Below are 21,836 nucleotides of genomic sequence, written 5' to 3' on the forward strand. Positions count from 1 at the left end.
TTCACGGTCGTCTGACGGCGCGCTCAGGTGCGAGCGAGTGACTGGATGCTGCCATTCTGGTCGATGACGCAAAGTGCCTGCCCGGTTGGCAGCTTGACCTCCACTTCAAACGCCGTTCCGGTGGCGCTCGGCCGCGACGCGGTCGGCAGGACGCCATCGGCCGGAACGCCGAAACGGCTGGCTGCCTCGCTGGCGCACAGCAGTTGCAGATCAGCCGGCGCCGTCAGCGCGCTGGAGCGGATGGTGGCGGCCGGCGGCGTGGTCGAGGCGCAGGCCGCGGCGGCAAGCAGCAGCGCCGGAATGCCGATACCCCTGAACAGGAATGCAAATGCTGCCATGTGACCTCCTAGACGCCGCGATAGAGGGCCGCGCCGGACATGAGAACGACAACCTTCGCCCCCACGGCGACCCGGGAGTAGAGATCGGTCACGTCGTCGTTGTTGAGCCGGATGCAGCCGGACGAGATGTTGAGCCCGATAGACCAGGGTTCGGCTGTCCCGTGGATGCGGTAAATGGTGTCCTTGCCGCCCTCGTAGAGGTACATGGCGCGGGCACCCAGCGGGTTGTCAGGGCCGCCCGGCATGCCATTGGCCCACTGTGCAGACTTCGGATCACGCGCAATCATCTCAGGGGGCGGCGTCCAGGTCGGCCACTCGACCATCCGGCCTATGGCGACGATGCCGGCCCAGCCGAAACCGTCGCGTCCCACCCCGATGCCGTAGCGGATCGCCTGAAACTCCGGCTGCACCAGGTAGAGGAAGTGCCGGTCCCCATCGATGATGACGGTGCCAGGTTTCTCGGCGGTCCTGAACGGAACCAGCTGTCGCTTGAATTCCTCCGGCACTGAGCCATAAGCCGCATAGTATTGCTGGGCCCGGCGCGGATCATAATCGATCCACTTCTTCCGCTTCGCATCGTAGATTTGCGAGTAGATGGCCTGTGCCTGCGCCGGCGCACCAATCAAGCCCGCCGCCAGACCTGCCAGGCCGAGTTCGAGCAACCGGCGCCGTGACGGGCCAACACTCATTCGAACCACCCGTCTATTCGGGCGCGGTGCTCGGCGAGCCACTCATGCGCGGCAGCCTCCGGCGACTTGCGTTCGACCTGCAAGACGTAGCTCATCCCGGCTATGTCCTCGGCTTCGAACTGGATCCTGCCGAGGATGTCGGCCACTGCCGGGAGCTCGGTTTTAAGTCTGGTCGCGAAGGCGATCGACAACGAGGACACATCCCAAGCCGTCTCGGCCCGCGAGTGTTCCAGCCAGTCGGGGTCGCCGGCCGGCGCGACAAGCTGCCATGCCGCAGCGTCGAACGCCGGTTCCGCCAGCATGACCACATCGTGCAGGACGAACACGTGGTGCGGCGAATAGCAGTAGAACACCAGCGGTTGCGCCAGGGCGACGCTTGCGTCGACCGCCGCCATTGCCATGTCTTCCGGCGCTTGCAGCAGTTGCATGGTCTGGTCATAGCCGGCACTTCTGGCCCTGACCCGCTCCACCTGGGTCGAGAACCAGGAGGCATCGCCGATCCAGAGTTCGCCCCTGCCGTCGTCGTCGCTATCGAAGGCGGCGGCGATATCGGGGTTGGTGAGGTCCGAGACGGCCTTGATGCCGGTTTGATCTATGGCCGCCCGCGTGGCGCAAATGCCTTGCTTGCCGGTGACTGAGCGTGTGCTGACGGTCACGGCAGCCCCAGCCCGACTGACAGCGGCATCGAGGTTTGGCGACCATAATTCGGGGTAGACGTCTATGTCGCCCCGGGCGATCGAGGTCAGCAGGCCGACGGAGCCCCGTTCGACATAGACAGGCGTGACCCCGGTCCGCTCGGCCAGTACTTGACCGATGACATAGGCGCTGACCTTGGCGGAGGGCCAGGCGGTGATGCCGACCACGATCTCCTGGGCGGCAGCCACCCCGGTCGAGCAGGTGATGAGCGCCATCAGCACAAGAGCGCCCATGCGCCCTCCGACCGATGATCGCAGGCACCGGTGCGGTTGGTCCGCGTTGCTCATGGCGGCCCCGCTTCGGGGGCGACGGCCTATCGAAATGCACACCGACAACTGCCCACCCGCCCAACGCTAGCCACACGACAGGCGCCACCGCGACCTTGGCCTGGGAAAGGTGGAAGCAGCGCCGCATCCTTCGTCGAACGCTACTGTCCGTTGCGAGCGGAAGAGAATAGCCCTCCGTCCCAATCCTGTGCTGTCGGTCCAAGGCGTGAGTCAGCATCGGCAAGCTCCCCCTGCCGCAGGCGTAGTTCGGCCAGATCCGCACCCATGAGACAAAGCGCACACGCGGCCGAGAGCGGCCCAATGCTGCGACGTCAGGGCCGTGAGATCGTCGCGTGTCAGGCTAGCGCGGCCAAGATTTCGGCCAGGCTGGAGATAGCGCCCGCCGATGCCTTGTGCGGGCTGAGCGCGGGAACCCGCTCGGAGCGGGCCTCGGTGGGGCTGTAGCCAAACTGATGTTTGAACGCCCGGCTGAACTCGGAAGGGTCGTCGAAGCCCAGCTCGCGTGCAATGGCGTAGACTGGCCGGGTATCGCCTGGCGTCGACAATGCCCGGTGCGCATCGAGCAGCCGGGCCGAGCGGATGTATCGCGCCACTCCGTGGCTCGGGCAGATCCCTGGCGCATCCCGATCGGGTTGCCGACGGCCCTAGGAAACGGCTCTGATGACTTCGGCCAGATTGGATGCCGCACCGGCCTGCGCCTTGTGCGGGTGCGGCGCCGGAACCCACTCGGAGCGCGCTTCGGAGGGGCTGTACCCGAACTGGTGCTTGAAGGCCCGGCTGAACTCGGAAGGGTCATCGAAGCCCCGCTCGCGCGCGATCGCGTAGACCGGCCGGGTATCGCTCGCCGTTGACAGCGCGCGGTGCGCATCCAGCAGCCGCGCCGATCGAATATATCGCGCCACCCCACCCAGAGGTTCAAACAGGCGGTACAGCGAGCTTCGCGACATCCCCAGATAGCGGCAGAGTTCCCTCGTATCGAGGCGCGGCTGAAGCAGGTTGTCACGGATGAACTGCTTTGCCCGCTCTATTTGCGTCGCCTGGATGGCGGGCATGGCCTGCTCCATCGCACTTCGGCTGGGAGCCGCACAGGCGACGATCATATTGCGAGTGGCGTCGACCAACATGGGCAGTTGGTCCACATCCAGCAGTGGCAACTGCCGGTACAGCGATCGCAGATAATCTACCAGCAACCTGCCAGGACCAGCCGGAAGGTTGGTTCCATGCAACCGATCGAGTTCTGATGCGTGGGGATGGCAGAGGTCGCGCGGAACGACGAGAAACAAGACATCGATATCGCTATTGGAGCCGCGGTCATCCCGGTGCAGCGCCCGAACCTGACAACCACCGGCTCCCGCCACGGCGGCCCCTCCATCAGCAACGATGGTGCCGCTCGAGGGCGCGCATAAGGTCCAATGATCGAACCCATCGGCCCGAAGCAAACGATCATCGCGCGCGAAAATACTCGCCTGCGTCGTCGCGCGGGCCAGCACCAGGGAGCCCAGGTTCCAGGCGGTGATCCGACCCAGAAAACCCAGTTCTCGCGGGCGTCGAGGCTCAATCGACAGAAATGGCACAATCGATTGCCACGCTTCCGCCTGCAGGTTCGACGCAATATCCGCCGTCGTAAAGGCGTGCCGCGGAACATGCGCCGTGAGATTCGTGATCGCCTGGTTCATTGCTGCACTCTTGCCGCACAAGTAGTATTCAGCGATTGCAGAATGCACGAGCGGCGAGCCGGCGGCAAGTGAGCGCGTGTTCGCCGGCTTTATCTACATTTTCGAATGTACACTTTCGCACAATCGCATTTGATTTATTTAACTGTTGTGGTTCGTTCGCCGTGCAACGGAACGATCTAGCATTATCGAGAACCGCGAGCGCCCGGATGTGCATGGAATCCCGCCTGTTGACGGTGGATCCCATTCTTCGTTCGTTTCCCGGAGCCGCGGTGGCTGTTACCGGACTAGTTGAGCGGGTCGGTCCCGTTGCTTGGGGCCGGAGGTTGCTGCCTGGTGTTCAGAGCGGGCCTCACGCCGATAGCCCCAGTTTGGTCGCCACCAAACGTTCGCAAGCGTCTGGGCGCCGCTCGCGCCGACGGTTCGCACGGCAGCCGGCAAGCAACTCGCGTCAGTAGTCGACTGCATCGCGGATGATCGGACAGGTCATGCAGTGGCCGCCGCCACGCCCGCGGCCCAGTTCGGCGCCGGCGATGGTGATCACCTCGATGCCGGCCTTGCGCAGCAGCGTGTTGGCATAGGTGTTGCGGTCGTAGGCGAAAACGACGCCCGGCGAGACGCAGACGAGGTTGGCCCCTGAGTCCCACTGCGTGCGCTCGCGGGTGTAGTCATTGCCGCCGGTCTCCACGACGCGAAGCTCCCTGAGGCCGAGGGACTCGCGCACCGTCTCGACGAGCCCCTTGTCCTTGCTGAGCTCGATACCGCCCTTGCCGTCCGGTCGGTAGGAGAAGCATTCGATCTTGTCGACGATATCGGGGTAAATCAGCACGCAGTCGCGGTCGGCGAAGGTGAAGACCGTGTCGAGGTGCATGGCGGCGCGGAGCTTGGGCATGGCGGCGATGATCACGCGCTCGACAGCACCCTGATCGAACAGCGCCTGAGCCAACTGGGCGATGGCTTGCCGCGAAGTGCGCTCGCTCATGCCGATCAGCACGTTGCCCTTGCCGATGGGCATGACGTCGCCGCCTTCGAGCGTCGACAGGCCCCAATCCTTGGTCGGATCGCCCCACCACACATTGACCTGGCCGGCGAAATCGGGATGGAAACGATAAATCGACGAGGTGAGGATCGTCTCTTCCTTGCGGGCCGGCCAGTAGAGCGGGTTCAGCGTCACCCCGCCATAGATCCAGCAGGTGGTGTCGCGCGTGTAGAGCGTGTTGGGGAGCGGCGGCAGCAGGTATTCGTTGACGCCAGCGGCATCGCGGACCAGCTCCATCATGCCGCCGCCATGGGTGTCGGGGAACTCATAAGTGGAGAGGCCGCCGATCAACGTCTCGGCCAACTGCCGGCTCGAGAGGCCCTCGAGATAGGAACGGACCTCGTCGACAAGGTCGGGGCCAACCTGATTGGCCGTGACCTGGTTGTCGAGAATCCATTTCCTCGCGTCTGGAAGCGCCACTGTCTCTTCGAGCAGATTGTGCATCTCGACCACATCGACACCACGATCGCGCAGCTTGTTGATGAAATCGAAGTGGTCGCGCTTGGCGACATCGACCCAGAGCACGTCGTCGAACAGCAGGTCATCGCAGTTGGAGGGCGTCAATCTCTGGTGCGCCTTGCCGGGTGCGCAAACCATGACTTTGCGCAACTGGCCGACTTCGGAATGCACGCCGAAGGAGGTTTGCATGATTGAAGTTCCTCGATCTCAGGGGGTGATGATGCCGGTGACCAGGCCGTAGATCCCGATGGCAGCAGCCACAACGGTGACCCCGAACACACCCAGTTCAACCGGCGTGAACAGCCGGGCCTGCTGTTCGCGGCGGGCCCAGATGTAGAGAATGATGGTGCCGGGAACGAACAGCACGGCCACCAGCAGGACGTACTTGAGCCCCGCGGCCACGAACATGAACAGCGTGTAGAGCACGGCCAGCCAGGCAATGACCTGATCCCGCAGCCGCTCGCGCGACCCGGCCTCGTAGCCCTCGCCACGCCGGGCGATCAGTACGCCGTAGCCGGCGACGAGCAGGTAGGGCAGCAGCGCGGTAACGCTCGTCATGTCGAGCATGAAGTTGAATGCATCGCGCGAGAAGTAGGTCGAGACGACGAACAGCGAGACGACGATGTTGGTCAGCCACAAGGCATTGGCAGGAACGCCGTTGGCGTTCTGCGCCGCAAACAGTTTGGGCATGTCCTTCGACTTGGCAGCGGCGAACATCACCTCGGCGCAAATCAGCGACCAGGCGAGGTAGGCGCCAAGCACCGAGATCAGCACGCCGATGGAAATGAACACCGCCCCCCACTGTCCGACGACGAGCTCGAGCGCACCGGCCAACGATGGATTGGCGACGCCGGCGATGGCGGCCCGGGGAGCCGTGGCGTAGGGAAACAACGTCACGGCGACCATCAGCCCGGTCACCGCCACAAAGCCCAGGATGGTTGCCGTTCCGACGTCGGCGCGCTTTTTGGCGAAGCGCGAGTAGACGCTTGCGCCTTCGATTCCGAGAAACACGAAGATGGTGATGAGCATGGTGTCACGCACCTGCGCGACAAGGCTCTTTTCAGGCATACCGACACCGCCGAAGAAATTCTCGGCGAACTGGTCGAAGTTGAAGAAGACGATGAACAGCAGGATCGCCACGATGATCGGCACGATCTTGGCGATGGTGACGATGGTGTTGATGAAGGTCGCCTGCTCGACACCGCGCAGGATCATGAAGTGGAACGACCAGATGCCGATCAACGAGACGACGATCGCAATGACGCTGCTGCCGTCACCAAAGATCTCGGGAAAGAAGCGGCCAAGCGTCGAGCCGATCAGCACCCAGTAGAAGACGTTGCCGAGGCAGCTGCCGAGCCAGTAACCGAAGGCCGAGAGGAACCCCATATAGTCGCCGAAGCCCGAATACGCCGGAATCGATGTCGGGGCGCTTCTCGGCAAGCGCCTGGAAAACCCGGGCGAGCATGTACATGCCGGTGCCGGCGATAAGCCAGGCGATGATGGCGCCGAAGGGCCCCGTGGCGGTGGCAAATCGTCCAGGCAGGTTGAATATCCCCGCCCCCACCATCGACCCGACGACCATCGCCGTGAGTGCCGCGAGCGACAGCTTGCCCTTGTTGACGTCGGCCAATGGTACCCCCTGGAGCCGCGGTGCGGCGCAAACGGAGTTGCGCTCGACCTATCGAGGCTTGGACAATACCGCCGCGCAGCAGCGCGAGAATGGGCCCGCGTCCCAACGCTGATCGTTTCGTCCCAAGATCGTCGGTTCGCGTCGCGCCAGCTGACCGCCCGGCCCGGGGTCTCCTCGAGTTCACATCGAGCGGTGCAAGCCGAGCGAAGTTCGAGACGCCATCGCAAGGAATGGGACGCCACCCCAATTACTCGGCGACACCGTTGGCGCTAGGGATGTTCTGCTGTCGATTTTGGAACCCCGACGCTGGAGCAGGCTAGTCGCGCCATCCCTGCGATCGCCCTGTTCGGAGGCCATCATGTTGAGAAATCCAGCCATCGCGGCGATCAGTATCCTGATGATTGCAAGTCTCGAGCAGTCGGCGTCGGGCGCGTCGATCGGCGTGGGCAACCCTTACCCTGTCAGCACCTACACCTGCGAGGACGGGACGCGCCTGGCGGTCCGCCTCCTGGGTGATCGCGCCTCGGTATCGGTAGACGATGCGGCCGAGGTGGAACTGCCCGCCATGGGGCTGGACGGCACGACCTATTCGAACGGCAGGCTGACGCTGACCATCATCCAGGGGCGGCTGATGTGGGGCGTCGGCAGGGCCGCGCCGTCGGCGTGCACGGGTGGCTGAGCATCGCACCAACGCCCAGCGTCCTATCGCGCCGCGCGTTGCTCGCCGACGGCGTGACACCGTCAGGATCGACCACAACCATCTCTAGCTATCGGGTGAACAAATGGCAGCACGACAAGGCGGTTACGCCTCGATCTACATTATCTGTGCAGTCGTGATCGGGGTACTGGTCGGCCTGCTCTTCGGTGCGCTGTTCGACACGGTTATTGCCGAGCGGCGCAGCCTCGCCGTGCTCGCGGCACTGGCTGCCATCGCGGTCGAACTGTGGGCGCGCCGCTACGTTGCCAAGGTGTTCCCGCAGGTGGCGGTGCCCGCCGGTTCGCCCTCACTGATCTTCATATCGGTGGTGATCGCCCTCGCCGGTGGGCTGGCGACGCACGACCTGGGGCTGATCTGGAACGTGCTGAATGGCCCCGTGCTCGGGTTCTTCTCGGGCCTGTTCGCCGCGCTGATGGCGTCGGTCCTGACGGTCCTGAAGGCTGCCGAGCAGCAGCCGGCGCCGCTCGGAGACCTTGATCCGGCCGGTTGACCAAGCGATCCCTCGTCGCGTCGAGCCTGGCCGCAGCACAGCGGACGTGCCAAGGCCACCCGAATCGCCAGGACTGAGGCGCTTCTCCCCGGTTGCGGGTGGCGATATGCTGGGCGAGTTGGGATGCCGAAAAGGCAGCTTGCGCTGAGCAGCCTGTCCTGTCGGGTTTCTCCCACGCGGGGTGACACTTGTGGGGCCACGAATGTTGGAGGCGCCGAACTGGTACGCGCGCAAGTACAACTCCGTCGTGGCGCGCTCCCGCGAAACCGACCCCGATGCCGAGTTCCATATTCAGCAGATCGGAGCGCGAACGCATGCATCGCGCATGGCGACAATCGACTATGCCGATGCCTTCGTACTCGACCTGCGAGACAAGGGCGGCATTGCAATGTCAGGAGCGATCGGTGACGACGCGCTGACGGCGGTGTTCATCTGGGGGGAAGGCACGACCTTCAACGGGCAGCCAAGCCAAATCCCCCAACTGCGGATCCTGGGTCCGGGCACAGAATTCAAGCTCGAGATGCCCGGCAGCTATCGCCTCATGCGGATCGGTCTGCGCGGCGCGACGCTCGATGCGCTGTGCGCCGGGTCGCCCGAACGGCATCGTCCAGGCTGGTTGATGCCCGGGGTGCGTGAGCAACCTTTCGCTCCGGCCGCCGAACTTGAGCTTCAGCACAAGTTGCTGCGAACGGCAGGATACGCGGAAGTTGCCGCGCAGCGCGGCTATGACCTCAGCGCCGGCTTGGCGGTCGCGGCCAGCGAGGCAGGTGCCGCGCTCGCGCTCATGCTCTCCCACGCGGAGCACCCGCTCACGCGCCCGCTCAACTCAAACGAACGGCGCGCTGTCGTTGACGCAACCCTCGCCATCCTGGAGGCCAGGCCGCACCTTCCGGTTTCGATCAGTACGGTGTGCACAGTGCTGGGCGTTGGCGAACGAATGCTCGAGCGCGCATTTCAGGATCACCTGGGGCTCAGCCCTCGCGCCTACGAGCGGCAGAGGCGGTTGCGGGCCGCGCACGGCCTCATCCTGACCGACGGCGATCGCCTCTCGATCACCGAAATCGCCATGAGTTTCGGTTTCTGGCACCTTGGCCGTTTTGCCGGAGCTTACGCCGCACTGTTCGGATGCTCGCCCAGTGAAACACGGCGACGCTTCTGGGCGAGAATGCCTGATTGATCGACCCCGACCCATGAGCGGCTCAGGCACGACGCGGCGGTGCGCGCCCTGATCAGCAACAACGTGCCGCGCGTCGGCTCCTTCGGGACTGCCAACCCAAACTCGTCCTGCGCCTCGATGGCGCGGATGGTGGTCATTCCACGTGTCGGAAAGCGGATAGAGATTGGTCGGCGCGTGGAGGACTCTGGCGACGCGACCTCATTGACGCCGCTCGTTGCGAGGCAACCCAGCCCCCAGGCGTCCATGAGATCTGTAAGCAAGCGGCAGGCGACCAGGCGGTGGTGAACTATCGCTCGGCCTGCCAACAGAGGACGGCCTTGTTGTTCGATCTCGCTCCAGTTGCTGCGCTGCCTTCAACCAACAGACCGCTCGAGAGCGATCGGCTACCGTGCTCCATCGAGATGGACACAGCTGCCGCGCCCCCCGCCGAGCAGTTCGAGCTCTTCCGCAGCTGGTACGCCGGCTTAGCCGAGGTCAAGCCAGCCCAACTCGCTCCCCGGCCATTTCTGGCGCGCCAAAGGGCGTGGAGCTTTGGGCGATCGACCTTGATTTACCTAAGCACGCCCGAGGTCTCGTTTGCCTGGCAGAACTTGCGGCGCCCAACGATAGACAGTTGGTGCCTGCACCTGACGCTGCCACGCACCCGGCACCGGAGCGGCTCGAGCATTGATGCTTTGAGCTTGCACTCGCTCGCAGACCCGTTCGCGGGACGATCAGAAACGAGCGACCACCTTGCCCTGTTCGTGCCGCGCAACCTGCAAACCATCCAATCCTCTCGCGTCGTGCTTCGAGATCAGGCCAAACGTTTTCTGATGGAATATTTGACTCTGCTGTTTCGTTCGCTTCCCGGTCTGAGGAGTACCGACGTGGCGCATATCGGCGAAGCGAGCACCAGCCTGCTCGCCGCATGCCTGGCGCCTACACGGGATCATGCCGCCGAGGCGCAGCGCCCGATCGAGGCCGCAATAATGAGTCGAGCTTGTCGGATCATCAAGGAGCACCTGGCAAATCCGGCGTTGACGCCAAGCTTGATCTGCCGCGAGATCGGTGTTTCCCGCTCCAGGTTGTACCGGATTTTCGAACCAATCGGGGGCGTTTCGACGCATATCCGGCGCGAGCGTCTGCGAAAGACGCGCGATGCGTTGGAGAATAGTTCCGATCGACGACCGATCTCCATCATTGCCGAGCAGTGGGGCTTTTGGGACGCTTCCGCGTACAGCCGCATGTTCAAGAAAGAGTTCGGCGTTTCGCCCAGCGAGGCGCGTGCTGGTGGCTTGCGCGGTGTCGTGTCGGCGCGACCGACTGACGCGTCGACCCTGCGCGAGCTTCTATTCAGCAACTACTAGTTGTCCAGGGCAAGCCTGAGGTCGGATGAGGCCGAGACTCACGAGCGGTGCCAAGCCAGCCCGCATAGTCGCTGCCGGGTGCCGGCGGATGTGCCGAGAGTCCAAGAAGTTGTCCGTCCGTCTCCAAATGCAGACGGGCAGGTCGAAGGGCTTTCGGAGCTTCGGTGCTTCGCTCTAAATGCGTCGGACTTTGCGTGATCTTTGTAAGAGAAGGATCGGAACTATGACCAACAGGCGCAATGACGAGATTGATCGGCGCGACTTCATGCTCGCATCGGTGGGCGCACTTGGCGCGGCGGCGCTGATCGCGGGAACGGCCCAGGCGCAGGACGCAGGCGCCAAGCCGGAGACCTCCGGCGCAGCTGGCACCGCGTTCACCGGCGATATCATCGATGGCAAGCAGGTGATCACGGCGCTCGATATTTCCGATCTCGAGCCCGGCAAGCACAGCTTCTATTTCCGCGGCGCGCAGATGCCCACGGGGCAGCACTGGTACGTCTCGGTGATGGTGGCCAAGGGTGCGGCACCAGGGAAGCGGCTTGGTTTGATCAGTGGTGTCCACGGCGATGAAATGAGCCCGATACACACCCTGCAGACGGTGATGAACCAGCTCGACCCGGCACAGATGTCCGGCTCGGTGATCGCCGTGTTCGACCTGTCGCGTCCGGCGGTGGAGGCAATGTCGCGGCGCTGGCACAGTTCGGGCCGTGGCATGGACCTTATCGACATCAACCGGGCGTTTCCGGGCAACGAGAATGCTCCGGAGGCCTCGACCCGGCACGCGGGCCTGGTGTTCAACCGGCTGTTGCGGCCGAACCTCGACTATGGACTGGATTTCCACACTGCCGCGACCGCGATGGACGCCACGGCCTTCCACCTGGCGCGGATGGATCAGCCCGATGTCCGAGCGATGGCGGAACTGTTCCCGATCGACCAGATCTTCGACAATTTCGGTGAGGTCGGCCTGCTCGCCAATGCGCTGATCGACGCCGGCATTCCGGCCCTCACCCCGGAGATCGGCAAGCCCAGGATATTCGACCATGCGATGATCGAGCTGTTCGTCGAAGGCACGCTGAACGTGCTCAAGCACCACGGCATCATCACCGGGCCAATGGGGCGGACCGGGGCGGATTCCGGCGTTTTCATCGCCGACGGCATGCTGCCGATCCTGACCACACATGGCGGCTTTGTCGAACTGCTGGTGGAACTCAACGAGGTGGTGGTCGAAGGGCAGAAAGTCGCGATCCAGCGCAACACTTTCGGGGAGGTCGTTGCCGAGTACACCACGCCGCGTGGCGGCGAAGTCGGAGCACGCCGCACCGACGCGACGGCGGAAGAAGGCACCCCGATCGTCTTCATTGTGTTCGACAGCGCCACCCCGGTCGGCGGCGATGCCATCGTCGAGTAACCGTCCGCCCCGTCTTCAACGCCTCGACAGGCAGAGAGACTCGGGCTGGGCCCGGCCTGCGCTCATACGCGGTAAGTTACGATCGTGCCCACCCACCGGCTGTCATCCCTGCGAAAGCAGGGATGACACCGAGTTTGGGGCACTGCCGGGCGGCAAGTTCGCCGATAGGCGCTGCATGAGGGCAGTAGGTATCCTCTAACTTAGCGGATATGGGCCCGCGCCGGGGTGACACCTTATGACGGGCTGTTTCCTGAGGCACTTTTGGGTGCCTTGTTGACGGCTCATGCCAGGCGTCCCATCTGACGGCCATGCTGCTCGATATCGGATTTCTCGACGACGCCACCCGGCCCGCGCCCATCAGGCTCAAAGGCCTGACCGAGGCGCAGCGCGCGCCCGGACTGCACCTCAAGGAGGTGCACGATCACCTGCGCGACAACATGAAGACGCTGGCGGTGCTGATCGAGCGTGCCGCCGCGGGCGAGGTTGGCGCCAAAACCGCGACCGACGAGGCGGCCGACCTCGCCATGGTCGCCAACTACCGCCGCTTCGGCAACCTCTGCGGTCAGCACTGCAACATCGTCAATGTTCACCACTCGATCGAGGACGAGGCGGTGTTCCCGGCCATTGCCGCGCAGGGCGCCGGCTTCAAGGCGATCGCCGACCGGCTACGGGCCGAGCACGTGGTGGTGCACCAGTTGCTGGTGCGGCTGATCGATACGCTTGGCGAACTCGCTGCCGCCCCCGGTCCAGGCCGCTTCGCCGATACGCTCGAGATCTACCGGGCCCTCGAGCGGGTGCTGCTCAGCCATCTCGGCTACGAGGAAGAGGCGATCGGCGACGCACTGGGCTATTTCGAGCTGTTCTAGAACAGGTCGAGCTGCCCGCTGCCGCCGGCGGCGACTTTCTTCTTGGGCTTTGCTGCCGCTGCCGCTTCGGCCTCCGCCTCTTCGGGGCTGATCGGGCGGATCAGCTCGGGGCCGTCGGCGTCGGCGCGGCCGACCGCCTTGCCCACCGGATGGTATTTCAGCGATCCCGGCGGCAACGGCAAAGCCAGCTGGCGGGCGGCGGCGATATCGAAATCGCGGGTATTGAGCCACATGTCGACGGCGTCGCCGGTCAGCATCGCCGGCATCCGGTCATAGACCGAGCTGATCTCGAGATTGGGCTCGACGGTGACGATGCAGGCGGTATCGATCTCCTCGCCGTTCGGGCCCGCCCAGTTCGAATAGAGCCCGGCGAAGATCATGGGGGAATCGTCCTCCATGGTGATGTAGTAGGGCTGACGCTTGCCATCCGGCCCCTTCATCCATTCATAGTAGCCCGAGGCCGGCACGATGCAGCGCGAGTGGCGCACCGCGTCGCGGAAGGACGGCTTTTCCGCCATGGTTTCGGCCCGGGCGTTGATCAACAGCGAGAACTCGCGCGGATCCTTCACCCAGTTCGGCACGAACCCCCAGCGCACCAGCTGGATGGTACGGCGCCCCGACTGCTCCCAGACTACGGCGATCGGCTGGGTCGGGGTGATGTTGTAGCGCGGCGGAAAATCGATCTGGTTGAGCAGGTTGAACAGCTCGACCAGCATCTCTGGCGGCAGGGTGGTGGCGTAACGACCGCACATTGAGGGCTCTCCTTCACCGCTTAGTTAGTTACTTGCCGCGGCGAGGACAAACCACAATCATCGGGTTATGCCCGAGTCCCGACAGCCTCCCAATGCCGCCAGCGTCGCCCTGATCGATCGCGACAAGGTGCTGCTGATCCAGCGCGCCAGAAAGCCGTATTTCGGCATGTGGAGCCTGCCGGGCGGACGGCTCGAGGCGGGCGAAACACCCGAGCAGGCGGCCGAGCGCGAGATCTTGGAAGAGGTAGGTCTCAGCGTCTGGCGGCTGCACCCGATCAAGCGGATGTTGCTCAGCGAGGGACGCTTCGTGCTGCAGGTCTATGCCACCGAGGCGTTCGAGGGCGAGATCGTCGCCTCCGACGAAGTCAGCGCCTGGCGCTGGGTGCGGCTCGACGAGATCGGCGGCATGCACACGACGCCCGACCTCGGCGAGGTGGTGGCCGGCGCGTTCCGGGTCTTCGATCGCAGTTGAGGCAGCCCGGCGTTTCACATAAAGGTCAAGCCATGCGCCTCCGCCCGCTTTGCTTTGCTCTGATTGCCCTGCTGCTGGCGGCGGCGCCGGCGCGCGCCATCGATCCGCCCTACCAGGCCGAGATGGAGCGGCTCTCCGAGATCCTCGGCAGCCTCTATTTCCTCAATCCGCTGTGCAAGCCCAGCGCCAGCTCCGACTGGCGCGGCGAAATGGCCGACCTGATCGCGCTCGACGAGCCGGACGACGACCGCAAGCAACGGCTGACCGGCGCCTTCAACTCCGGCTACGAGGCCTATGCGCGGCTCTACCGGGTGTGCACGGTGTCGGCGGAGCAGGCGATGTCGCGCCTGCTGGTCGAAGCCGAGAAAACCGCCCGCGATATCCATTCGCGCTACGCCGAATAGCGCCTGGCGCCCTAGTTTTTGTCGCGCGTTCGAGGGAGAAAAGTCTCACAACTTTTCCTGAAGCGCGCTGCCGGTTAACAATAATTGCAGAGTGCATATTAACCTTTTGGAGACGGATGGGGCGCGCCGTCGGTCGGGTCGTGCTAGGGCCGAGACTATGAAACTCTCGAAGACCCTCAAGGGCGACAATGGCAGCATCGAGCGTCTCGCCGAGGCGGAGCGCGAAGAGCGCCAGGTGGCGCTCGAGTACATCGCCGAGGCCTGGAACACTGCCGAGGATGACGGCATCGCCACGCAGGCGCTGGCGCATGCTTCGCTGTTCGCCGCGATCACCTCGCTGGTCGAGCACCATGGAGAGACGGCGATCGCCGAGCTGATCGCCACCCTGCCCGACCGTATCCAGGCCGGCGAATACAGCCTCAGCCGCTCGCTGCAGTGACGTTCGCGAGGGCCCGGCACCACGGTGCGGGGATGGTGCCAACGCCCCGACGGGGTCGCGCCGGCGCACGGACGACGCTCCGCAAGTTCCTCAAACTCGGTGGGTGGGCTCGCCCGTATGCATCTGTGGGCTCCGCGCCGAGATGACGACGGCAGGAGCGTCCGCCTAAAGCGCTTCCAGAAACCGCATCGGCTGGCCGATGCTCGGGGTCACCAGCTCGCCCTGCCACATCACTTTGTTGCCGCGCACGATCGTCCCCACCGGCCAGCCGGTGACGGTCACGCCATCATAAGGCGTCCAGCCGGCGCGGCTTTTCACCCAAGCGTTGGTGATGGTTTCGCGCCGCTTCAGGTCGACCACCGTCAGGTCGGCATCATAACCCACGGCGATCCGTCCCTTATTGGCGATGCCGAACAGCCGGTTCGGCCCGTGGCTCGACATATCGACGAAGCGTTCGAGGCTCATCCGCCCGGCATTGATATGGTCGAGCATGATCGGCACCAGCGTCTGCACGCCGGTCATCCCGGAGTGCGACTGCGGGTAGGGATGGTCCTTTTCCTCGCGGGTGTGCGGTGCATGGTCAGAGCCGAGCACGTCGGCAACGCCATTGTGCACCCCGGCCCAGATGCCGTCGCGATGCGCCTTGTCGCGCACCGGCGGGTTCATCTGCGCGTAGGTGCCGAGGCGGGTATAGGCGGTCTCATCCAGCGTCAGGTGGTGCGGGGTCACCTCGACGCTCGCCACGTCCTTGTGCGCGGCCAGAAACACCATCTCCTCGGCGGTCGAGATGTGGAGGATGTGGACGCGCTTGCCGGTCTTGCGCGCCAGGGCCACCAGCCGACGGGTTGAGAGCAGCGCCGCCTCTGGGTCGCGCCACACCGGGTGCGAAGAGGGATCGCCGGGCACGCGCAAGGGTTTGCGCTCCTCGAGCCGATACTCATCCTCGGAATGGAAGGCAGCGCGGCGAGAGATGGCGGTGAGGATCGCCTCGACCCCGTCATCATCAGGCACCAGCAGCGAGCCGGTGGAGGACCCCATGAACACCTTCACCCCGGCGCAGCCGGGCAGGCGCTCCAGTTCGGGCAGCTGCGCCACGTTGTCGTGGGTGCCGCCGATATAGAAGGCGAAATCGCAATGCATGCGGCGGGTGCCGAGGCGGATCTTTTCCTCAAAGGTTTCGCGTGTGGTGGTCAGAGGGTTGGTGTTGGGCATCTCGAACACCCCGGTGACGCCGCCCATCACCGCCGAGAGCGAACCGGATTCGAGATCTTCCTTATGGGTCAGACCCGGCTCGCGGAAATGCACCTGGGTATCGATGACGCCGGGGAGGACATGGAGGCCCGTACAGTCGATCGCTTCGCCGGCCGACGCCGCGCCGAGATCACCCAGCGCGACGATGCGCCCGTCGCTGACTGCGATGTCGGTCTGGTGCACCCCGTCATGGTTCACCACCGTGCCGTTCTTGAAGATCGTCTCGTACTGCGCCATGTCTCTAGTCCGCCTGCCTTTCGGCGGGTGTAGCGGAACCATCCCATGCCCACAATCCTCCGTCCGTCCCGTGCCGCCTTCCGGTTTTCCGGTCCCGAGGCGCAGAAACTGCTGTTCGACGTGGTGACCGGGCGATTGCTGGCCGAACCGGGTCCCGCCGTGTGGTGGGCGCTGCTGTCGCCGCAGGGCAAGGTGCAGGCCGAGGGGCTGAGCGGCTGGGCCGAGGACGCCTTCTGGCTCGATGTCGATGCCTCGGTGGCCGATGCGTTTTTGAAGAAGATGAAGCTCTACCGGCTGCGTGCCCAGGTGGAGATCGACGACCTCAGGCAAACACACGCGGTGGGCTGGAGCTTTGACGGCTGGGCCGAGGGGATCGTCCATGCCGACCCGCGCGGGCTCGGCGAACGGGTTATCGCCGAGACTACCGCCACGACCGGCTGGCTGCCGGCCGACGACAGGTTCGCGGCGCATCGGATCAGCGCCGGCATTCCGGAAGAGGGCCCGGACTTCGGCATCGACCAGAATTTTGCCCACGATATCGGGCTCGACCTGCTCGACGGCATCGACTTCATCAAGGGCTGCTATATCGGCCAGGAAGTGGTGAGCCGAATGAAGCACCGCGGCACCGCCCGCCGCCGCCCGGTGATCGTTACTGGCATCGATGCCCCGGCCGGCACGGCGGTGGTTGCAGGCGGGCGCGATGCCGGCCCGATCGGCGAGGTGGTCGATGGTCGCGCCGTCGCCATTCTGCGGCTCGACCGCATTACCGATCCCGCTGCTGTGACCGTCGACGGCAAGCCGGTGACGGTCACCCTGCCGCCCTGGGCCAACTATCAGTTCGGCGAAACGTCGGCCGAGGACTAGAGCAGGATTGCGTTTCGTTGAATCGCACTCCTGCTCCAAGTCGTTTGTTTTGCCGCGAGATCGAACCGGAAAGGTCTGCAACCTTTCCTGATCTCGCTCTAGCCATCCAACTCGCGAATCAGCCCCGTTCCCACTACGTTCCCTTGCTTCGGAACACGGGGAACGATGATGGCGCGTGGCAAGGAGCGGGCGTGGCAGCGTATGCTGTCGGGCAGGCGACTCGATATCCTCGATCCGTCGCCGCTTGATGTCGAACTGAGCGACATCGCGCATGGCCTCGCCCGCGTCGCTCGCTGGAACGGCCAGACCATCGGCGACTATCCGTTCTCGGTGGCGCAGCATTCGGTGCTGGTGCTGGAGCTCTATCGCGCGCTGAACCGCGATGCCGAGCCGCGCGCCCTGCTCTACGCGGTGCTGCATGATGCGCCCGAATATGTGATGGGCGACATCATCTCGCCGTTCAAGGCGGCGATGGGCGGCAATTACAAGGAGGTGGAAAACCGGCTGCTTGGCGCGGTCTATCTGCGCTTCTCCCTGCCGGCGACGCCCCCGGCGGCGCTGCAGAAGCAGATCAAGCGCGCCGACCGCGAGGCGGCTTTCCTCGAGGCGACGCACCTTGCCGGGTTCGAGGCCGAGGAGGCCCGCCGCTATTTCGGCGAGCCGACATTCCCGGTGTTCGAGTTCGAGCCGTTCGAAAAGCTGATCCGCCCGTGGCCCACCCGCGAGGCCTATGACCGCTTCGTCGAGGTCGTCGAAAAGCTGGCCGCCGAGCTGCCCTGAGGGCCGGTCCGGCGGATTGCCCTGGTTAAATTTACCTTAATCACTGTTCCATTTTGACACGCCTTCCGGCGTCATGGTTGATGGTTGGTTAACAAACCGACCGGAGAACGGCCATGGACGCGACCAAGACGATCATGCTTGGGGGAGCAATCGGACTGGGGGCGGCATTGCTGCTGTTGCTGCCGAACGTCCTGCCGCGGGCAGTGGCGGAAGAAGAGCCGATGAAGACGCTGCTCAGCACGCCCAACGAGGTATGGCCGCCAGCCTTCGACCCCGACCGGCTGATGCGCTGGAGCTACTATGTTCAGCCGGGCGTTTCCGTCGAGCCGATCCGGGAAACCGTGGTCCGCAAGATCGGCTACGGGCACAGCACCTTCGTCAATGTCATGGAAACGGCGACCGGCGTCTATTCCACCGACGGGCTTGCCAGTCCGCATATCCAGTATCCCGGGATCATCAAGGAACCCAGGCCGTCGCCAACGGCGCTCCTGTGGTACTGGAGCGGCCGCCAGTGGGTGTCGAGTGCGCCTGATGGAGCCGACTCGTTCATCTCGATCATCCCGCTCGATGGCCTGCCGACCAGCGAGGACGGCAACTGCGTGACGCTCAAGGACAGCGTTTATTGCTGAGCATCCTCACCGTTGGCTGCGTCGGCAGCCGTCCCTTCTCCCCTCAGGGGAGAAGGTGGCCGAAGGTCGGTTGAGGGGTGAGGCGGCCCAACGCGCGCTCACTGAGACGCTGAACCCCTCACCCAAGTTCCGCTAGGGACCTTACGGTCCTAGCTCCACTACCCTCTCCCCTGAGGGGAGAGGGGTCGACTGCCACTCTGGCACGGCCCCCCCGAGCTGGCGATAGAACGTCGCACCGAGCTAAAGCTTGGCGCCCTCGGCGACGCTGGCAGCGCCGATCGACACCTGCTTGATCACCAGCGCGTATTCGCTTCGCCCATCGGGCAGGAAGCGGAACACGCCGTCGCGGCCGTTAAAGCCGGCCGGCAGGGTCAGCTGCGCCCGATCGTATTTCGGCGTGCCATTGGCGAGCGAGCCGGCATTGGCGAGGATGGTCGCGGTATAGGCGATGGTGGCGAACTTGTGCGGCGCCGAGCCGAACTTGGCCTGGTACTCGGGCAATAACGCGTTATAGCCAGTGTCATCGATCGCCGGGAAGATCGCCCCGGCCAGCGTCGTGGTGTTGAGGATCGACGGGTCGCCATCCCAGTCGGCCGAGCCGATGAGCTGCACCTTACCCGGCGCGATGCCGGCCTCGTTGAGGAGGTTGGCAAAGCTCGGCGCCGTCGCCCGGTCGGGGATGAACAACGCATCGATCTGCCCCGCCTGCAGCATCGGCACCAGTTGGGTGACGACGTTGCGGGCTTCCTCTTCCGAGGAGAAATTGTAGACGGCGCGGGCATTGAGCCCGAGGTCGGCAGTCGCCTGGCGGAAGGCGCCTTCCTGGATGCGGCCAAAATCGGTGGTCGGGAACACGCCGGCAAAAGCCTTCTTGCCAAGCTTTTTGGCATAGCCCATCGAGCGCTTCACTTCGCTCTCGGGCAGGATGTTGAGCAGGTAGACACCGGGCGAGGCGGCGCCGGAATTATTGGAGAAGCCGATCACCGGCACGCCGGCGGCCTTCGCCACCTGGCCCGCCGCCGTCACCTGGTCGGCGCGCAGCGGCCCGAGAATCAGGCTCGCGCCTTCGCTCAGCGCCTGCTGCGCCGCCTGCGTGGCGCCGCTGGCGGTGGCGCCGGTATCCTTCAGCACCACGGTGATGTTCTCACCGATATTGGGGTTGGTCTCGACGAAGCTGATCGCCAGTTCCGAGGCATTGGCCATCGAGGTGCCGACGCCGGCGAGGTTGGGATCGCCCGACAGCGGCAGCAACAGCGCCACCCGCACCGGCCCTTTGCCGAAGGTCTTGCCGGTGGCGAGCGGCTGCGACGCGCCGCCGCTTGTGCCGCCACCCGGTCCGAAGTTGAAGTTGCCGGCCGAACAGGCCGACAGCAGCGCCGCCGTGGCAAGGCCGAGGCCCATAAACCTGAGCCCAGTCAGCACGCCCGCGCTACCAGCAATTCTCACTTGCCCAACCTTTATCGAGTCCCGCACTGTGGCGCGCGAGGCGCCACTCCAAGGGTGGTCTATACAGAATCGAGCCCGGCTCATAAAGACCGAGCTTAACCTGGGTTTAACTTTCGGGGGTGGCGTGGACGATCGCCAGAAGAGCTATTTCATTGCTGGGACTGAGTTTCCGGCGCCGCCGCTGGCGGCGGGGCTCTATGTGGTCGCTACCCCGATCGGCAACCTCAAGGACATCACGCTGCGCGCCCTCGAGACGCTGGCGGCTGCCGACCTGGTGCTGTGCGAGGATACCCGTCACTCAGCCACCCTGCTCGATCACTACGGCATCCGCACCCCGCGCAAGTCGCTGCACGAGCACAATGAGCGGGCCCGGATCGGCGAGGTGATCGCTTCGATCGAGGCCGGCCGCGCCATCGCGCAGATTTCCGATGCCGGCACGCCGCTGCTCTCCGATCCCGGCTTTCCGCTGGTCCGCGCGGTGCGCGAGGCGAACCTGCCGGTATTCGCCAACCCCGGCGCATCGGCGCTGCTCGCGGCGCTCGCCAGTGCGGGCCTCCCCACCGATGCCTTCGGCTTTGTCGGGTTCCTGCCCGCCAAATCGGGCGCCCGGGCCAATGCGCTCGCGGCGCTGAAGGCGCGTGCCGATACGCTGGTGTTCTACGAATCGCCGCGCCGCCTCGGCGACAGCCTCGCGGCGATGGCGGAAGCGTTGGGCGATCGGCCCGCCGCCGTGGCGCTCGAACTCACCAAGCGCTTCGAGCGAGTCGAACGCGGCACGCTCAGCGAACTCGCCATGCATTTCGGCGCGGGCGACACCAAGGGCGAGGCAGTGATCTTGGTCGGCGGCGCCGAGGGAGTGGTGGTCGAAGCCGCCGACTGGCAGGCGGCCCTCGACGAAGCGCTGGCAGCCGGACCGCTGCGCGCCGCCGTCGACGACATCACCGCCCGCTTCGGCCTGAAGCGCAAGGAGGTGTACGATGCGGCGCTTGCCAAGAAGGCAGACGATTGAATGGCCTCACGCAGGTACTTCGTCGAGTATACGGACGCACCAAGCGTCGACCTCGATCGAAGGGTGGTACATCTCAACCGCCGCCGGGACCCGCCCCGCGCCCATTTGACAGCGATCGACACGGACCGCCTAGGGCTGAAAGTCGGCGGCCGATACCGATGCCGGGCCATGTTGGTCTACGGCGACGGCAGTGATATCGCGGTCGAAACGACCATGGAGGTATTCGAGTTCGACACCGAACCCGGCTTTCCTCCGTATACGATCACCCTCGCGATCACCCCAATGCTTGATGCGAGTGAGGACTTTGAGCGACTGATACTGACCGAGTTCGTTCCGGAGAGCGACTTCGGTGAGGAGTGAGCGTCGCCTTGCCGCCGAGCTGTTCGGTCGACGGGGCGAAGACCTCGCGGCGTGGTATCTGCGGTTCAAAGGCTATCGCATCGTCGCGACGCGGGTGAAAACGCCGGTGGGCGAGATCGACTTGATCGCCCGCCGCTTCGGCACCACCGCCTTCGTCGAGGTGAAGGCCCGGCAGCACCGCGGCGAGGAGGCCGTGGCGCTCGAGGCGGTCAACACCAGCCGCATTTCGCGCGCCGCGCAGTACTATGTTGCGCGCCACCCGGCCCTCGCCGAAACGCCGCTCCGCTTCGACGTGATTTTCCTTGCGCCCGGCACCTGGCCGCGCCATGTCATGGACGCTTTTCAGGGCGAGTGAGGCACTCCGTCCCGGTGGGTGT

24 protein-coding genes and 1 pseudogene are annotated in these 21,836 nt (G+C 64.8%); 15 read left to right on the forward strand and 10 right to left on the reverse strand.

Annotated elements, in window-relative coordinates:
• Positions 1-23: 23 nt before the first annotated feature.
• From ASC68_RS01955 to ASC68_RS01985, 7 genes and pseudogenes are all read right to left on the reverse strand, one after another.
• Entirely contained in the window at positions 24-338 is a 315-nt protein-coding gene (locus ASC68_RS01955) for a hypothetical protein (protein WP_055873942.1), read from the reverse strand.
• Positions 339-346: 8 nt separating this feature from the next.
• Entirely contained in the window at positions 347-1,027 is a 681-nt protein-coding gene (locus ASC68_RS01960) for a L,D-transpeptidase (RefSeq protein WP_055873945.1), read from the reverse strand.
• On the reverse strand, positions 1,024-1,956 hold the full coding sequence (locus tag ASC68_RS01965) for a glycine betaine ABC transporter substrate-binding protein (protein ID WP_055873948.1): 933 nt from the start codon (positions 1,954-1,956) through the stop codon (positions 1,024-1,026). The genes ASC68_RS01960 and ASC68_RS01965 overlap by 4 nt, the downstream gene beginning before the upstream one ends.
• A 389-nt stretch (positions 1,957-2,345) precedes the next feature.
• Complete coding sequence (locus tag ASC68_RS01970) at positions 2,346-2,603, reverse strand: helix-turn-helix domain-containing protein (protein ID WP_055873951.1); 258 nt, start codon at positions 2,601-2,603, stop codon at positions 2,346-2,348.
• A gap of 51 nt (positions 2,604-2,654) precedes the next feature.
• A complete protein-coding gene (locus tag ASC68_RS01975) occupies positions 2,655-3,686 on the reverse strand; it encodes a helix-turn-helix domain-containing protein (protein WP_055873954.1) in 1,032 nt (343 codons plus the stop codon).
• A gap of 448 nt (positions 3,687-4,134) precedes the next feature.
• A complete protein-coding gene (arcA, locus tag ASC68_RS01980; RefSeq protein ID WP_055873957.1) occupies positions 4,135-5,370 on the reverse strand; it encodes an arginine deiminase in 1,236 nt (411 codons plus the stop codon).
• Between the two features lie 18 nt (positions 5,371-5,388).
• Positions 5,389-6,763, reverse strand: a pseudogene (locus ASC68_RS01985) (basic amino acid/polyamine antiporter).
• 406 nt (positions 6,764-7,169) lie between these two features.
• On the opposite strand from ASC68_RS01985, the gene ASC68_RS01990 reads away from it, so the two are divergent.
• From ASC68_RS01990 to ASC68_RS02015, 6 genes are all read left to right on the forward strand, one after another.
• Positions 7,170-7,490 (forward strand): hypothetical protein, encoded by a 321-nt coding sequence (locus tag ASC68_RS01990; protein ID WP_055873961.1) that lies wholly within the window; start codon positions 7,170-7,172, stop codon positions 7,488-7,490.
• Between the two features lie 103 nt (positions 7,491-7,593).
• Positions 7,594-8,019 carry a hypothetical protein gene (locus ASC68_RS01995; RefSeq protein ID WP_055873964.1) on the forward strand — a complete coding sequence of 142 codons (426 nt, stop codon included), beginning with the start codon at positions 7,594-7,596 and terminating at the stop codon, positions 8,017-8,019.
• 202 nt (positions 8,020-8,221) lie between these two features.
• Positions 8,222-9,196 (forward strand): AraC family transcriptional regulator, encoded by a 975-nt coding sequence (locus ASC68_RS02000; protein WP_055873967.1) that lies wholly within the window; start codon positions 8,222-8,224, stop codon positions 9,194-9,196.
• A 320-nt stretch (positions 9,197-9,516) separates the two neighbouring features.
• A complete protein-coding gene (locus ASC68_RS02005; RefSeq protein WP_156387215.1) occupies positions 9,517-10,542 on the forward strand; it encodes a helix-turn-helix domain-containing protein in 1,026 nt (341 codons plus the stop codon).
• 223 nt (positions 10,543-10,765) lie between these two features.
• Entirely contained in the window at positions 10,766-11,950 is a 1,185-nt protein-coding gene (locus ASC68_RS02010) for a succinylglutamate desuccinylase/aspartoacylase family protein (RefSeq protein WP_055873974.1), read from the forward strand.
• Between the two features lie 308 nt (positions 11,951-12,258).
• A complete protein-coding gene (locus ASC68_RS02015) occupies positions 12,259-12,816 on the forward strand; it encodes a hemerythrin domain-containing protein (RefSeq protein ID WP_055873976.1) in 558 nt (185 codons plus the stop codon).
• On the opposite strand, the gene ASC68_RS02020 is transcribed toward ASC68_RS02015, so the two are convergent.
• Positions 12,813-13,568 (reverse strand): SOS response-associated peptidase, encoded by a 756-nt coding sequence (locus ASC68_RS02020; protein ID WP_055873979.1) that lies wholly within the window; start codon positions 13,566-13,568, stop codon positions 12,813-12,815. The genes ASC68_RS02015 and ASC68_RS02020 overlap by 4 nt on opposite strands.
• Before the next feature lie 67 nt (positions 13,569-13,635).
• Here ASC68_RS02020 and ASC68_RS02025 point away from each other — a divergent pair, with 67 nt between their 5' ends.
• The 3 genes from ASC68_RS02025 (at position 13,636) to ASC68_RS02035 (ending at position 14,883) form a co-directional block, all read left to right on the forward strand.
• Entirely contained in the window at positions 13,636-14,040 is a 405-nt protein-coding gene (locus ASC68_RS02025) for an NUDIX domain-containing protein (protein WP_055873983.1), read from the forward strand.
• A gap of 32 nt (positions 14,041-14,072) precedes the next feature.
• Positions 14,073-14,444 carry a TIGR02301 family protein gene (locus ASC68_RS02030; protein WP_055873986.1) on the forward strand — a complete coding sequence of 124 codons (372 nt, stop codon included), beginning with the start codon at positions 14,073-14,075 and terminating at the stop codon, positions 14,442-14,444.
• A gap of 157 nt (positions 14,445-14,601) precedes the next feature.
• Positions 14,602-14,883 (forward strand): hypothetical protein, encoded by a 282-nt coding sequence (locus tag ASC68_RS02035; RefSeq protein ID WP_055873989.1) that lies wholly within the window; start codon positions 14,602-14,604, stop codon positions 14,881-14,883.
• A 165-nt stretch (positions 14,884-15,048) separates the two neighbouring features.
• On the opposite strand, the gene ASC68_RS02040 is transcribed toward ASC68_RS02035, so the two are convergent.
• Positions 15,049-16,371 carry a dihydroorotase gene (locus tag ASC68_RS02040; RefSeq protein ID WP_055873992.1) on the reverse strand — a complete coding sequence of 441 codons (1,323 nt, stop codon included), beginning with the start codon at positions 16,369-16,371 and terminating at the stop codon, positions 15,049-15,051.
• 45 nt (positions 16,372-16,416) lie between these two features.
• Between ASC68_RS02040 and ASC68_RS02045 the strand changes: the two genes are divergently transcribed.
• The 3 genes from ASC68_RS02045 (at position 16,417) to ASC68_RS02055 (ending at position 18,644) form a co-directional block, all read left to right on the forward strand.
• On the forward strand, positions 16,417-17,235 hold the full coding sequence (locus ASC68_RS02045) for a folate-binding protein YgfZ (RefSeq protein WP_055873995.1): 819 nt from the start codon (positions 16,417-16,419) through the stop codon (positions 17,233-17,235).
• Between the two features lie 165 nt (positions 17,236-17,400).
• On the forward strand, positions 17,401-18,015 hold the full coding sequence (locus tag ASC68_RS02050; RefSeq protein ID WP_082527829.1) for an HD family hydrolase: 615 nt from the start codon (positions 17,401-17,403) through the stop codon (positions 18,013-18,015).
• 113 nt (positions 18,016-18,128) lie between these two features.
• On the forward strand, positions 18,129-18,644 hold the full coding sequence (locus ASC68_RS02055; RefSeq protein ID WP_055873998.1) for a hypothetical protein: 516 nt from the start codon (positions 18,129-18,131) through the stop codon (positions 18,642-18,644).
• A gap of 240 nt (positions 18,645-18,884) precedes the next feature.
• On the opposite strand, the gene ASC68_RS02060 is transcribed toward ASC68_RS02055, so the two are convergent.
• A complete protein-coding gene (locus ASC68_RS02060) occupies positions 18,885-20,090 on the reverse strand; it encodes a penicillin-binding protein activator (RefSeq protein WP_197421010.1) in 1,206 nt (401 codons plus the stop codon).
• A gap of 124 nt (positions 20,091-20,214) precedes the next feature.
• Between ASC68_RS02060 and rsmI the strand changes: the two genes are divergently transcribed.
• From rsmI to ASC68_RS02075, 3 genes are read left to right on the forward strand one after another with little or no spacing between them, the layout of a single operon-like run.
• A complete protein-coding gene (rsmI, locus tag ASC68_RS02065; protein WP_055874004.1) occupies positions 20,215-21,099 on the forward strand; it encodes a 16S rRNA (cytidine(1402)-2'-O)-methyltransferase in 885 nt (294 codons plus the stop codon).
• The gene (locus tag ASC68_RS02070) at positions 21,100-21,459 is read left to right on the forward strand and encodes a hypothetical protein (protein ID WP_055874007.1); all 360 of its coding nucleotides are present in this window, start codon (positions 21,100-21,102) and stop codon (positions 21,457-21,459) included.
• Positions 21,449-21,814 carry a YraN family protein gene (locus ASC68_RS02075; protein WP_055874010.1) on the forward strand — a complete coding sequence of 122 codons (366 nt, stop codon included), beginning with the start codon at positions 21,449-21,451 and terminating at the stop codon, positions 21,812-21,814. Before ASC68_RS02070 ends, ASC68_RS02075 begins: the two co-directional genes overlap by 11 nt.
• Positions 21,815-21,836 lie beyond the last annotated feature (22 nt).

Source organism: Devosia sp. Root105, from assembly GCF_001424865.1.
Classification (GTDB): Bacteria; Pseudomonadota; Alphaproteobacteria; order Rhizobiales; family Devosiaceae; genus Devosia_A.